The 12,830-nt window shown below is 55.8% G+C and carries 14 protein-coding genes; 8 read left to right on the forward strand and 6 right to left on the reverse strand.

What is annotated here, in order from left to right:
• Nucleotide 1: 1 nt before the first annotated feature.
• A complete protein-coding gene (locus WV31_RS10090; RefSeq protein ID WP_085373447.1) occupies nt 2-472 on the reverse strand; it encodes a LexA family protein in 471 nt (156 codons plus the stop codon).
• A 115-nt stretch (nt 473-587) separates the two neighbouring features.
• Here WV31_RS10090 and WV31_RS10095 point away from each other — a divergent pair, with 115 nt between their 5' ends.
• From WV31_RS10095 to WV31_RS10115, 4 genes are all read left to right on the forward strand, one after another.
• Complete coding sequence (locus tag WV31_RS10095; protein WP_145980803.1) at nt 588-983, forward strand: hemerythrin domain-containing protein; 396 nt, start codon at nt 588-590, stop codon at nt 981-983.
• A gap of 556 nt (nt 984-1,539) precedes the next feature.
• The gene (locus tag WV31_RS10105; protein ID WP_085373450.1) at nt 1,540-1,818 is read left to right on the forward strand and encodes an HU family DNA-binding protein; all 279 of its coding nucleotides are present in this window, start codon (nt 1,540-1,542) and stop codon (nt 1,816-1,818) included.
• Nucleotides 1,808-2,221 carry a MucR family transcriptional regulator gene (locus WV31_RS10110; RefSeq protein ID WP_085373451.1) on the forward strand — a complete coding sequence of 138 codons (414 nt, stop codon included), beginning with the start codon at nt 1,808-1,810 and terminating at the stop codon, nt 2,219-2,221. The genes WV31_RS10105 and WV31_RS10110 overlap by 11 nt, the downstream gene beginning before the upstream one ends.
• A 20-nt stretch (nt 2,222-2,241) precedes the next feature.
• On the forward strand, nt 2,242-2,745 hold the full coding sequence (locus tag WV31_RS10115) for a helix-turn-helix domain-containing protein (RefSeq protein WP_237051571.1): 504 nt from the start codon (nt 2,242-2,244) through the stop codon (nt 2,743-2,745).
• A 293-nt stretch (nt 2,746-3,038) separates the two neighbouring features.
• Here WV31_RS10115 and WV31_RS10120 read toward each other — a convergent pair whose 3' ends face one another.
• A complete protein-coding gene (locus tag WV31_RS10120; protein WP_168185896.1) occupies nt 3,039-4,604 on the reverse strand; it encodes an exonuclease domain-containing protein in 1,566 nt (521 codons plus the stop codon).
• 4 nt (nt 4,605-4,608) lie between these two features.
• Nucleotides 4,609-5,166 carry a hypothetical protein gene (locus WV31_RS21550; protein WP_145980805.1) on the reverse strand — a complete coding sequence of 186 codons (558 nt, stop codon included), beginning with the start codon at nt 5,164-5,166 and terminating at the stop codon, nt 4,609-4,611.
• Between the two features lie 174 nt (nt 5,167-5,340).
• Here WV31_RS21550 and WV31_RS10125 point away from each other — a divergent pair, with 174 nt between their 5' ends.
• From WV31_RS10125 to WV31_RS10140, 4 genes are all read left to right on the forward strand, one after another.
• Nucleotides 5,341-6,192 carry a site-specific integrase gene (locus WV31_RS10125; protein WP_085373453.1) on the forward strand — a complete coding sequence of 284 codons (852 nt, stop codon included), beginning with the start codon at nt 5,341-5,343 and terminating at the stop codon, nt 6,190-6,192.
• Complete coding sequence (locus WV31_RS10130) at nt 6,189-6,593, forward strand: DUF488 domain-containing protein (RefSeq protein ID WP_145980806.1); 405 nt, start codon at nt 6,189-6,191, stop codon at nt 6,591-6,593. Before WV31_RS10125 ends, WV31_RS10130 begins: the two co-directional genes overlap by 4 nt.
• Before the next feature lie 47 nt (nt 6,594-6,640).
• A complete protein-coding gene (locus WV31_RS10135; protein WP_085373456.1) occupies nt 6,641-6,901 on the forward strand; it encodes a hypothetical protein in 261 nt (86 codons plus the stop codon).
• Nucleotides 6,902-7,112: 211 nt separating this feature from the next.
• Entirely contained in the window at nt 7,113-8,843 is a 1,731-nt protein-coding gene (locus tag WV31_RS10140) for a recombinase family protein (RefSeq protein WP_085373457.1), read from the forward strand.
• Here the strand turns inward: WV31_RS10140 and WV31_RS21555 are convergent.
• Genes WV31_RS21555 through WV31_RS10150 form a run of 3 tightly spaced genes read right to left on the reverse strand, consistent with a single transcriptional unit; the run spans nt 8,808 to nt 12,827 of the window.
• On the reverse strand, nt 8,808-9,446 hold the full coding sequence (locus WV31_RS21555) for a biliverdin-producing heme oxygenase (protein ID WP_168185897.1): 639 nt from the start codon (nt 9,444-9,446) through the stop codon (nt 8,808-8,810). The two genes, WV31_RS10140 and WV31_RS21555, sit on opposite strands and share 36 nt — an antisense overlap.
• Complete coding sequence (locus WV31_RS10145; RefSeq protein WP_112147300.1) at nt 9,443-9,847, reverse strand: response regulator; 405 nt, start codon at nt 9,845-9,847, stop codon at nt 9,443-9,445. Before WV31_RS10145 ends, WV31_RS21555 begins: the two co-directional genes overlap by 4 nt.
• The gene (locus WV31_RS10150; protein WP_085373460.1) at nt 9,840-12,827 is read right to left on the reverse strand and encodes an ATP-binding protein; all 2,988 of its coding nucleotides are present in this window, start codon (nt 12,825-12,827) and stop codon (nt 9,840-9,842) included. Before WV31_RS10150 ends, WV31_RS10145 begins: the two co-directional genes overlap by 8 nt.
• Nucleotides 12,828-12,830: the final 3 nt, after the last annotated feature.

A 12,830-nucleotide genomic window follows, 5' to 3' on the forward strand; every position in this document is an offset into this window, starting at 1 on the left:
TTCACCGCTTGGTCAGGGCCGATACGGCGAAGGTGACGACACCCCAAATCTGGACACCGTCGTCGGGATCAACCGGGAAGCTGGGATAGTCGGGATTGGCAGAGGCCAATTCCCAACCGGCCTCGGTTTTGCGCAAGGTCTTCACCGTCAGCCCTCCATCCAAGGTGGCGACAACGATGTCACCGTCATGGGGCTGGACCGAACGATCCACCACCAGCAGATCGCCGCTATGGATTCCTGCGCCGGTCATGCTGTCACCATCGGCCTTGCAGAAGAACGTCGCCGCCGGTCGCCTCACCATCAACTCGTGGAGGTCGAGCTTACCTTCGAGGTGGTCATCAGCAGGGCTGGGGAATCCGGCGGCAACCAGAGCCGAATAGATCGGCGCGGTGGCGTCGGATGGGGCGAAGCCACGGGAGGATGCCTGGCAGGTGCCGGGCGGCAATGGGGCATTTGGGTTGGATGCGAACATGATGAGAACATTATACCGTTAGCACGAGATCGGGCAATATCCCGTATTCGACCGATTGACCCGACCTTGGGTCTAGCTATTATACTTTCGATAGTAATTCCAAGGGCGCAATCCCATGCGTTTACGCTGGCAGGAAACGATGAACCTGGGCATGGCCGAAATAGATGCCGCTCACCAACACCTGTTTCATCTGCTTGATGCCGTTGCGGTTGCTGTTGAATCTCGGCTGCTTGGGGCAGCTCAAATTTCGGCGGGCGAATTTCTGGAGGCTGCATTGCAGCACCTCGCCAGTGAAGAAAGCTTGTTCGACCGTGTGGCTGGTTTCCACGATTCACACCGCCATATGAACACCCACAATGAAGCTCGGCGAACATTTTCACGGTTGCATTCCGCGCTCTGCGACAACGCTGACCTGAGTGAAGCCCGAACGATTCTAGACGGGCTAATCCCCGACATGATCATCCGCTTGCACCAAGAAGACACGACCTTGGTTTCCGCGTTGCAGAATTGAGTCGTGACCACCGGGCGGCTCACGACGCTGCCCAAAATGCTGGATTACCGATCAGGTGAACATGACGATATTCGGACGCAACCCCCCCCCCATCCAAGTTGGCGACCGGTTCATGAAATCGAACGACCAGACCAGGAAAATCTGGGAGGTCTCTAGACTGTGGACCGCCGTTGATGGGGTTCCTCATGCCCGACTGGTGAATCAGCACGAGACGATAATGGTATCCCTCCGCACCCTGGCAGATCAGGAGTTTTTTGTACCTGCGCCTGTGATACGGAACGAGCCGTAAAGCAGATCGGCGGTGGCGAACTGGCGAGAACTCCACCGCCGGATCGTGCTGGATGGGATTTTGGAGGGCCATCCAGATGTGGCCGCATTAGGGGGAATGCCACAGGAAAAAGGCTAGCGCATTCACCTTACGCCATCAAGGTGGATAAATTGAACGCAATTGCGAAAGCAAGCTAACGCAGTCTGGGAATGGTCCGGTGGGATGCGGATTGACGGTGTGAACCGCCCATGTCATTCGTAATGCCCATACTTTTGTTGGGAGGGGCACATGAACAAGTCCGAACTAATAGCTGCCGTCGCCGATGGTGCCAACATGACCAAGGCCGACGCGGGTAATGCCATTGATGCTGTTTTTGCAGCCATCACCACCGCCATGAAATCGGGTGATGACGTTCGTCTGGTCGGCTTTGGAACATTCTCGGTTTCTGCTCGTCCTGCACGTCAAGGCCGGAATCCGCAGACTGGCAAAACCCTGACTATTGCGGCCAGTAAATCCCCCAAATTTTCCGCCGGAAAGAGCCTCAAGGACACCATCAATGGCCGATGACGTGAAGGCGCTAACCACCAAAATCGTTGCCTCCTACTTGGGTCGCAACACCTTGGAAGCAGCGGAAATCCCGAGCCTGATTAAGTCTGTTTATTCGTCCTTGGTCAGCACGGATGTGCCGGTCGTGGCACCTACCCATCGCCAGTTGCCTGCCGTTTCGGTAAAGAGGTCCGTGACCCCGGAATACATTGTCTGCCTGGAATGCGGTGGCCACCAGAAGATGTTGAAGCGACATCTTATGACCGCCCATGGACTGCCGCCTGATGAGTATCGCGCCAAGTGGTCCTTGCCCAGTGATTATCCCATGGTGGCCCCGGAATATGCCACTCGCAGGTCAGAGTTCGCAAAGGCGGTTGGGTTGGGCCATTCCAGGACAAAGCGCAAGCCCGAACCAGTTGGCTAATCAGTAGGGAGGCGATCATCATGCCGCCACGTAAGAGCGACAAGCCTGTCCCGGCCCCCAAACCTGCCAAGGCAATCAAGAAGGCGGGGCGGTCCACCCGTGGCCGGCTGGACGATGGCAGCGCCAATCCCATTGATGTCCATGTTGGCGCCCGCATTCGGCTACGCCGCACCCTGCTGGGCATGAGCCAGGAAAAGCTCGGCGAATGCCTTGGTCTGACCTTCCAGCAGGTGCAGAAATACGAACGTGGAGCCAATCGCGTTGGAGCATCCAGGCTGTTCGATCTGTCACGTGTTCTGGATGTGCGGGTAGGCTATTTTTTCGAGGAGATTTCTGCGACCGCACAGGCGGCGTCGCCTGTCGAGGTGATTAGGGGCAACGTCACAAAATCAGTTAATACCCCTGAGGAAAACCCAATGACGAGGCGGGAAACACTCGAATTGGTCCGGGCTTATTTCACCATCGCCGATCCCAAGGTCCGAGAACAGGTTCTGGCAATGGCCAAGGCGTTAGGGCCGAGATGATTTCTACTGCAACTCATTCTACCAAAAATCAGCGATTGATCTCCGCGTCGGGATTGCTCCAGCTGGGATAGGGCGAGGTGATGATCGGTGCCTTGCGTGGCAGTGGCCTGGACGATGTATGATCCCCCGGCAACTCGATCACCAGCGGCCTGTTATCAGGAGCTGAGCACCCAGCCAGTAGGAGCAGTAGTAGCGCAAAGGGGAATTTCATTCGGCCCTCCCTTCTCCTGCCAAAAGTAACAAGCCGCCCCAAACAGCATCTCCCAAAAAATGGGGGATGCAGCTAATTGCACTCAGCTAAAATCGAACGCCTCGGGGTTCTCTTTCCGGTACTTTTCCCAGAACCTCACAGTTTCAGGATTGCTGAAATCCAGGTGGGCAGGCATCTTGTAGTCGATGTCGTAGAGATCGGCGTCCTGTTTGTTGCCATCCTTGTCCAAATAGAACATCTCTTCACTGCCCTGGGGGTTTGCCTGCTCCCTACCGATCTCATCAGAAACCTGTTCCAGATAGTCTCCGATTTCCTCCAGCAGGTCGCCGAAATCTTCGGTAGCCGTTACCTTCAACTTCTCCAACTCATTGCGAGCCGATGCCAAGCAAACCCAAGGGGCTGTTTGATCGGCGCAGACACGGTCCCCTCGCCATGCGTCATAACGGCCACGAACATCATCGGGCAGGATCGACGGGGCTTCGAGATAGATCAGCCGTTCGCCTAATTCCCTGAGTCGTTCGTCGGCCAGTTGGGCGACAATGGCCGGGCGTTCGATCCAAGGGGCGGCATGAAACTGTTCCATTAGGTTGGCATCCGTCCGACTGGGAAAGCCGTCGTAGATGCGCTGCTCCACGTAATTGGCGGGCGGTCTTTCGGGATAGCGGCTAGCCACGGCCAGCCCGACCGCGTCGGCGAAGTATGTGTTCTTCTCAATTTGCTGAACACGTTCACGAGCAACATCCATGTCTATTGCGCAGACCGAAGCCGGGGCCATGTCCAGTGGCATTAAAATGGGCTGGGCATTCAGTTTCACGATACGGATCAGCCGTGGCTGGGCTTTGCGCAGTTGGCGTATATCGTCCACCCCCATGCCCATATAGGGCATGGGATCAAGGCTGAGATCGAACACAGCCACCTCGGATGGATTCTCGGGATTGGCGCAGATGGCACCGGCCAGGATCGAGGGAACCCCGAAGGCCATGTCGGTGGCCCAGAACATCTCGTTGCCGGAGACGAAATCACCGGCAGCCTGTTTGCTGCGGGTCCGGCACAGCCCCTCCCACACCTTGGGGGCCTTGTCACGGACCAACCGAGCCAGTGCCAGTGTCGCCATGGTGTCGGACAAGGCGTCGTGGGCATGGTCATGCAGCAGGCCGTTGGCGGCGGCCAGCCGTTCCAACTTGAACGAGACCCTACCCTTGTCGTTGGTCGGTAGGGTCAGCACATCGGGGGCATACTGGGCAACGGCGTGGGCGGCGCGTAGCATGTCCATGCGGGTGTTGCCGCCGGTGTTGGTGAGATAGACCGGATGAAGGGTCTGATAGAATGCCTGGCGCAGCATCCCCTCGTCGTAGCCCAGGCTGTTGAACCCCACCATGCAGGCGGGGGAATGCCGCCGGATCAGCGCCACGATCTCGCGGATCATCTGGTAATGGGACAAGGGGGCGGCGGCAATCTCGGAGGGGCGCATGCCGGTGATCAGCAGCGCCCCCGGCGACAGCACCACATGGGGCATCGCCCGGCAGCGAAGATTGACCTCCTCGACGACGTTCAGGTCATCGTCGGTGATCAGGGCGGCGAACTGGAGAATCTGGTCGAATCCTGCACTCAGGCCGGTGGTCTCAGTGTCGTAGAAAATGTAGCTCATGCCCTTATCCTGACAAAGGCAACAGATACGTCCCTGCGCCGCTGCCTTGCTCATTTTCTTCTGCACGAATGGCTCGAACTAGCCGCGCCATCTCATCGACCCATCCAGGCAGTTTATCGGCAATAGCGGTGATCTTAGGAACCCTATTGCCCACCCGGACGTACCAGTACTGGTTTCGCTGATCAACGCGCCCCTCAAATAGTCTGGCAAGGTTTTCAATATATGGCCTTGCAACGTCATGAGAAAGTCGTGAGGCATCGTCAATTCTATCGGTCCACAACTCTCCACTCCGAGAGATAGTGCCAAGATTGTACGCACCACCCTCTGGGGAGTTATACCTCAGGATCAATGACCGCTTGAACTCCGGCTCCACGCCAATCTCGCGCACCTTATCCAGGAATGACAACAGTCTTGCGGGAAGCGCCTTATCAAGGCCTTCCATCACCTCAAAAAAACTGTCCGATGAATTGTCGACAGGGCGGTTTGCCCCCCCATCATCTCTCGTCGCAGGCAAGGCTACGATCCGGCCTTCCTCAATTCGGACCACGCCGCGCTCAATCATCTCGGTCTTCACAAGTGTCGTGGGATGTACGACATGCCGTCCATCCGGTAAGCGTCCGTCGCCAGCACATGGTCGCCGCGCCGTCGCCGCATCTGCGAGCAGGCGTATGGCCAGTGGCTGGCCTTTCTCCAGTCCGAAAACCGTCTCAATCCCGACGATTCTCCCGAGGACCGAGTGTCTCCCGAGCGCATCACCCTGTTTGTCGAGCAGTTGATCAAGCGGGTCTCGCCAGTCAGCGTCGGCATGATGGTGGGGGCGCTTGGACGTGTGCTGGCGGTTCTCAGCCCGGAAGCAGACTGGGCCTGGATGCGCCACCTGTACCAGGACCTCAAGGGTTGGGCCGAACCGTCCCGCGACAAGCGCGCCGCAGTGGTCTCGGCCAAGGCGTTGCTCGATCTCGGCATGCGCCTGATGGACACCGCCGAGGACGGTGATCCTGATCCCTACTTCGCCGCCACCCAGTACCGCGACGGGCTGCTGATCGCCTTTCTGATCACCCGCCCCATGCGCATGCGCAACATCTCCAGCATCGAGTTGGGAGTCAACTTGGTCAGCGACGGCACCGGCTGCTGGCTGCGGTTCTCACCAGAGGAGACCAAGACCGGGGTCGAGATCGATATGCCGATTCCCGATGCCCTGATCGGGCGGCTGGAGCACTACCTGATCAAGCACCGCCCCGTCCTGTTGGCCAGGCGTAAGAAGGGCACGCCGATGACCTTGTCCCTGTGGGTGTCGCGCTGGGGCACCGCCATGATCGAACATGCCATCAGGGACCAGATCAAGAAGCGCACCAAGGATGCCTTCGGCCATGCCGTGTGGCCCCATTTGTTCCGAGACTGCGCGGCCACCTCCATGGCGGTGGATGATCCCGAGAATGTCCGCCTTGCTGCGGGCCTGCTGGGGCACAATACCTTCGCCACCACGGAGCGGTACTACGTTCTGGCCCAGATGCTCCAGTCAGGGCGGCGCTACCAGGAGACCGTCCTGAACCTTCGCAAGGCCATCAACGACGAGGAGGAGGAATGATGCTGACCGCTTCCTGGTACACCAAGCTTCCCGACACCTGCCAGGTGATCGGCATCAGTCGGGGAACCCCTCGCGGCATGGCCAAAGGGTACCGGCAGTACAAGGCCTTGGCCCCCGGCCCCTGGTTCAGGACCGCCAATGAAGAGGAGTACATCGAGCGGTATTTCGGCGAAATCCTGGGCCGTCTCGACCCTGTGCAGGTGGTGGCCGATCTCATGTCCATGGCGGGGGGAAAGACACCCACCCTGGTCTGTTATGAGAGGCCCGGCGGGGCCGACTGGTGCCACCGCGCCATGGTATCCCTGTGGCTGCAACAGCATCTGGGAATCGAGGTGCCCGAATATGGCCATGATGGCTTCGGCCTGGGGCATGTCATGCTGCCCCCACTGCTCAGAGGGTAATAATAATGTCACCGTTCGAGTCTTGCATCGAAACTCCAGGTTATGCGATGACCACGCCCTTCGGGTGGGAGGGCAAGGAATTGAACGCGGGTGTGGTGAATGTCGCCATCGGCGACTTGTATGAGAGCGACGGTCGCAACCGGGATGTCTGGGTGGTGGATTCCATCATCAACGTCCCCAAGTCCGGCACCATGGTGCGACTGTCCATGGTGGACGGCATTGCCAAGATTACCCTGCCTCTCCACAACCTGGGCATCTCCCAGGGGTTCAAACGGGTGAATGAGGCCGTGCTTAAATCCGCCTCTTGATCACGGTTCCCGCCTGGTAGAGAGCCCCTAAAGGTTAAGGTTCCAACGGCCAAGGAGGGCCACCGGAACTTCTTGCTGAGCTGCTGTTGGCCTTGACCAAAGCCGCCTGAAATCGCAGTATTGGATTCATAACTGGCCCCAAGTTCCAAGGACGGAAAGGGGCCTCATTGTAACAGCCAGAGCAAAACCTCTGGCCAAACATGAGGTCGCGATGTCCTTTGCTAATGGTGCCCCCACCCGCCCCCTTCGTGCCGTGATTTATGCGCGGTACTCCAGCGACAATCAGAGCGAGTCCAGCATCGACGACCAGGTGAGGGAGTGCCGTGCCTACGCTGAGCGTTTGGGCTGGTCAGTGGTTCAGGTCTATGCCGACCCGGAAATCAGCGGTCGCTCGGCCTTCCGCCCCGAGTATCAGCGCATGCTGGCCGACGCCGAGCGCCATCGGTTCGATGTTGTCATTTGCGAAGGCGTTGATCGGCTGAGCCGTCGTCTCGCCGATCTGGCTGGCATTTACGACATCCTCGCCGCCGAGGGGATTCGGATACACGCCCTGCACTCGGGTGAGATCACCGACATGCACGTCTCCATGCTGGGACTGGTCGCTCAGCAGTTCTCCAAGGACCTCGGTCAGAAAACCCGCCGTGGTCAGGCGGGCCGTATCGCCAAGGGCAAGGTGGCCGGTGGTTTGGCCTATGGATACCAAGCCCTCCCCCCGACCAAGAACGGCAAAACCACCGAAGCCGGAGAACGCGAGATCGTTGAAGAAGAGGCCGAGGTGGTGCGGCGAATCTTTACCATGTACGCCAGCGGAATCACCCCCGAGGAAATTGCAGCAAGGCTCAATCGCGAGGGTGTTCCAGGCCCCGGCGGACGCCCCTGGCGCAATACCACCCTGCGAGGGCAAGGTAAGCGTGGCACGGGCATTCTTCGCAACGAGTTATATGTAGGTCGGCTGGTGTGGGGTCGGGCCAGCTTCATCCGCATGCCCAAAACCGGGAAGCGTGTCGCCCGCCTCAACGACCCTTCGCAGTTCCAGATCACCGAGGTGCCCCATCTGCGTATCGTTTCGGACGAACTATGGAATACGGTGCAGGCCCGGCTGGAAGAGGTTGGCCGCAGGGCGACCGCAGGCCGCTCCAGTAACGATGATCACGGCGTTGATCTCAATGCCAACCACCGCCCCAAGTACCTGCTGACCGGGCTGCTGCGCTGCTCATGTTGCGGCGGCAGCTACATCATCATCGGCAAGGACCGCTACGGCTGTAACAACCGCAAGCGGGGCACCGGCATGTGCACCAACAGCATCACCATCACCCGCCAGAAGATCGAAGAACGCATCCTGGCCTGCCTGCGGCATTCCCTGATGGCCCCCGAGCGGGTGCAGACCTTCATGGCGGAGATACAGCAGCAGATCAAGACCGCCCGCCGGGATGCCTCCGCAAAGCAGAGCACCCTCCGGAAGCGCCTTGGAGAGACCACCAAGGCCATCGACCATATGCTGGACATGGTGGAGGCTGGCACCGCTCCGAAGTCGATCCTGGACCGCCTGCGCGACCGCGAGGCGGAGAAGGCCCAGATCGAAGCCGAACTGGCACAGCAGCACGACGACAGTGTGATCGCGCTGATGCCCAATTTGGCCGAGGTGTATGCCACCAAGGTGGCGGAGCTGGCAGAGTCCCTCAACGACCCCGAGATCAAGACCGAGGCGACGGAGCTGATCCGTCAGCTGATCGGGCGGGTCGTGATGTCTCCTGACCCCGATGCCCCCGACGGCATGCGCATGGAAGTACACGGCATATTGGGGGAGATCGTGGCCCTGGCGGCGGGCCAAGAGCTCAAAAGCAAACTCCCCGACCTTGGTGGGCCGGGGAGTCAACTGTCTGTGGTTGCGGGGGCACGCATTGGCTTATACCGAACTCGGCTTCAATCCCGCCGTCAATAGGTTGTTCCGATAGGTCAGATGCCGATCAAACAACTCACTGATTTCATGAAAAAATTCGTTCGATGCACTCGCGGTTAAGGTCGCATCTAAACTGTCCAATTGATCAACATAAACCCAGAACCGTTGCCAATGCGAGCGGTCATGTTGACCATCAAAAAATCTCATCACATGTTTACAGCTGCACTCTAAATTAACCATCAACTTCTCTCGAATAGAACGACCTCCTATGGCAGAGCCTTCAATAACATACCGCATCCCAATATAATCATTTAGCGTTAATGGGGCCTTTCCGTCCCATTGGGGGACACTTGGCGTAACAAGATCACTAACTCGTCCAAGTTCTTCAATATCTGACTTCAAAAGATCACTGCGACGCGGGACATCAGTTTCCGGCACAAACTCCAAGAGGGCCCGTTCAGTTGGGGCGTGTAACGTATAAAGAGCAACTAAAATATCTCCATATACACGACACGTAAGCCCTTCTTGAATCAGATGCCGCATCAATGGATGATGGTCTATCAGGCGATGAGCTGCTTTTGTAGAACTTCGCAAATGATCACGAAGGCCATAACGATCATCAATCCTTTCAAAGGACTTACTCAAGACACACCAACACCATTTAATCCTAACGCCTTCATCACGCCAGAATGTAGTTGTTTTATTGAAAAAGGCTTCTCCAGATAAACGCTGACACCGGCATTATAAGCAGATGCCTCTGATTCTTTGCCCTTATTCCCGGTAAGAAGGACTATTGGGACCGCAGGATCAATGCCATTTACCCCTCCACGAATCCGACGCGTACACTCCAGCCCATCCATGACTTCCATCATCCAATCCATAATGATCAGATCAGTGTGTTCGGCTTGTAACGCATCAAGGGCCTCGGCTCCATTCGATGCCTGAACGATTTTCTGAAAGCCGAGACTGCCGAGAACCATGCGAATCAATTCACGCATCTGCGGGCTGTCTTCAACGATAACGGCGCGACGGACTGCATTATCCACGAGATTGATCTCCGTTAGAAAATTCCAAACCACTGCTCCCGACTGCGTCCTTAATTGAGGCCAAAAGCGGGAGAAACAGCCCTTCGAGGTTGTCAACCAAGCGCATCACTCCCGAGATGTCCGAAGCCTCTAACCCGGCCTCAATATCCTCTGTGATCCCAACAATTTCCTTGGCCTCAATCATACCGGCCAGTCCCTTGAAGGTATGCGCATCTCGTCCTGCAGTTTCAAAATCGCGATTGGCGATTGCCCGGCGGAGGCGGAGCACAATATCTCCTTGCTCCTGGACAAAGCTTTGAAGTGAGGAAAGGTAAAGCTTCTTCATTCCCGCGACGCGCCGCAAACCTGCACGAACATTTAAACCACTGATCTCAGAGGGCACGTGCAGATCGCGTCCTGACATGGCATTCATTCCTGCTGTCCCAAGAATGGATGCCTCAGCTAGGCCGGTGACCCAGTTTTGAATAACGCCGTAGAGTTGCTCAGGCTGGAACGGCTTGCTCACAAAATCACTCATACCGGCCGCAAGGCATTCATCCTTATGCTCATTCATCGCATTGGCGGTCATGGCGACAATAGGCAAATCCAACAATTCCACATTTTCTCTGATTAGACGTGTCGCGGTAATGCCATCCATTCCAGGCATTCTGACATCCATCAGAACAATTTCATATTTCCCTGAGGCCGCTTTTTCTACAGCAGCAGCGCCGTTTCCTACCACATCAACCAACATTCCTGCAGCCTCAAGCAAACCAACGGCAACCATCTGATTGGTAAGATCATCTTCTGCCAGAAGAACTTGCGCACCTTGCAATATGGAATGGTCTTGATGAGCAAAATTATTATGAATTTTTATGGGTGATAAAAATTTTGATGGGCAATCAACGCCATCCACAGCCCCTTGGAACTGCACCGTGAACCAGAAGGTACTTCCGCTCCCATATTGACTTTCAACTCCAGCCTGCCCCCCCATTAATTCCGCCAATTGCCGTGCAATTGCGAGCCCCAATCCGGTGCCGCCGAACTTTGCTGAGGTTGATGCTTCAGCCTGCTGAAAGGACTGGAATAGTGTGGCCTGCTGTTCCGGAGTGAGGCCACACCCGGTATCAGAAACCGCAAACCGCAACTTGGTCGGCGGCGCTGTCTTCCCCCCTTCAATCTGAACATCAACGTCAATTCCGCCTGAGCTTGTAAATTTTACCGCATTGCTCAGGTAATTCAGGAGTATCTGCCTGATCCGAAGTGGGTCTCCAATCACCCCACGTGGAACCTCTGAAGCGATTCGAACGTTAATAGGCAATCTTTTTTCAGAGGCTTGCGCAGCAACAACACTGATTGCCTCGTCGATGAGATTGGCCAGATCGAAGGGAGCCGCATCAATGACAACCTTACCGGCCTCAGCCTTAGAAAGATCAAGGATATCGTTGATGATTCCCAGCAAGCGTTGAGCAGACTGCTTAATTGACTGGATGTGGTGACGTTGCTTCGCAGGAAGTTCCCCACCTAGGGCTAAATGGGCCATTCCGATAATGCCGTTCATGGGAGTACGAATTTCGTGGCTCATATTGGCCAGGAAAAGTGACTTGGCCTTGTTAGCAGCCTCTGCCACATTTTTGCTTTCTCTTAGCTGGGCTTCAATTTCTTTGATTGCGGTTACGTCAGAGCCGGTTCCACGGTATCCAATAAACCCACATTCCTTATCGAATACCGGGACACCGCTGATTCGAAGATATTTTTTCCCACGGCCAGTATCGATGGCATAGTCAAAATCACGGAATGGACGCCGAGCGGATAAGTCACCCTGATGACCCACAAGAGACTCAGGAGCAATTTCAGATATTAGGTATTCCCTTGTTTTCCCAATTACCTCCTGGGGATCGAGACCAGTTACATATGAGAATCTTTCCGAGAACCAAGTGAATCTGAGATTCTCATCCATTTCCCAATACCAATCCGACGATGACCGCGCAAAGTCAGAAAATCGATCTCTACTATTTTGTACATTCATCTCCATAATTTTTCTTGAAGTTATATTAGTATGAACAACGATAGCACCGGGCTCAGCACCAGAAATTGGAGAAATATCCATCTTAAACCAACGCTGCTCCGTCGGCGAGTGGCATGGATATTCCAGAGAAATCCCTGGTGACTGACCAGTAATCACATCCATTAGAGTATGAAGGGTCAACTGTGGGGGACACTCACTCGCCTCCATACCACCGCATACAGACCCATAATATTCACCAATGCAAAATGTTGAGCTTCCACCGTTTTCAATAGAAAACTTACGCCAAGCTTCATTGACAAGAGTTATCACCCCATGACGGTCAAGAACTGCGATATGCTGTGGCATGCAGTCAATAATCAAGGCAAGCTTATCGCGTGTGATCGCTAATTCAGCAGAATGTCGGGACGCCGTCTCCTCTGCAACTTTTCGGTCGGTAATGTCCATTACCGTAGTGAGGCACCGCCACCCCTCGCCCCACTCAGTCCCAAGGCGAACGCTTTTCAAGATGATTGGAACAGGTGCTTTTTGATGTGGCGCAAGCCGCGATTCTGTAGAGGCATTGCCATGCGCCCTCACCATGGAAAAGTGCCCATCCACCTCCTGGCGGACTTTTCCATCCACAAACATTCGGAATGGCATGCCAATGACATGGGCTCTGTCGTTTCCAATAAGTTTAAGGCCCGCAATGTTGACATCGATTATTGAAAGCCGATCATCAAGCACAAAGTATCCTACTGGAGCACAGTCAAAAAGATCGCGATTTTTGTTATTTTGCCTCTCGATATCCTCGCGAGCCTGCTGAAGCTCATCATTCTGGGCCTTAAGTTCTTCCTCATGGACTCTTAAATTATGGAGAGTTTCTTCAAGAAGGCGCTGCCCCGCCCCGGGCCCGTCTGAAACAAGCCTGCGAAGCGCAAGGTCTTCTTCGTCCTGCATCTGCCGCTCTGCTTCGAGCTGTTGCTTGTCATTCATATT

Origin of the sequence: Magnetospirillum sp. ME-1, from assembly GCF_002105535.1 — a bacterium.
In the GTDB taxonomy this organism is placed as follows: domain Bacteria; phylum Pseudomonadota; class Alphaproteobacteria; order Rhodospirillales; family Magnetospirillaceae; genus Phaeospirillum.

What these genes read in the sequence shown, in the direction of transcription:
- WV31_RS10120 (WP_168185896.1), bottom strand. Translation starts at nt 4,604, where the DNA reads ATGAGCTACATTTTCTACGACACTGAGACCACCGGCCTGAGTGCAGGA.
- WV31_RS10095 (WP_145980803.1), top strand. Translation starts at nt 588, where the DNA reads ATGCGTTTACGCTGGCAGGAAACGATGAACCTGGGCATGGCCGAAATA.
- WV31_RS10110 (WP_085373451.1), top strand. Translation starts at nt 1,808, where the DNA reads ATGGCCGATGACGTGAAGGCGCTAACCACCAAAATCGTTGCCTCCTAC.
- WV31_RS10140 (WP_085373457.1), top strand. Translation starts at nt 7,113, where the DNA reads ATGTCCTTTGCTAATGGTGCCCCCACCCGCCCCCTTCGTGCCGTGATT.
- WV31_RS10130 (WP_145980806.1), top strand. Translation starts at nt 6,189, where the DNA reads ATGATGCTGACCGCTTCCTGGTACACCAAGCTTCCCGACACCTGCCAG.
- WV31_RS21550 (WP_145980805.1), bottom strand. Translation starts at nt 5,166, where the DNA reads ATGATTGAGCGCGGCGTGGTCCGAATTGAGGAAGGCCGGATCGTAGCC.
- WV31_RS10135 (WP_085373456.1), top strand. Translation starts at nt 6,641, where the DNA reads ATGACCACGCCCTTCGGGTGGGAGGGCAAGGAATTGAACGCGGGTGTG.
- WV31_RS10115 (WP_237051571.1), top strand. Translation starts at nt 2,242, where the DNA reads ATGCCGCCACGTAAGAGCGACAAGCCTGTCCCGGCCCCCAAACCTGCC.
- WV31_RS10105 (WP_085373450.1), top strand. Translation starts at nt 1,540, where the DNA reads ATGAACAAGTCCGAACTAATAGCTGCCGTCGCCGATGGTGCCAACATG.
- WV31_RS10150 (WP_085373460.1), bottom strand. Translation starts at nt 12,827, where the DNA reads ATGAATGACAAGCAACAGCTCGAAGCAGAGCGGCAGATGCAGGACGAA.
- WV31_RS10090 (WP_085373447.1), bottom strand. Translation starts at nt 472, where the DNA reads ATGTTCGCATCCAACCCAAATGCCCCATTGCCGCCCGGCACCTGCCAG.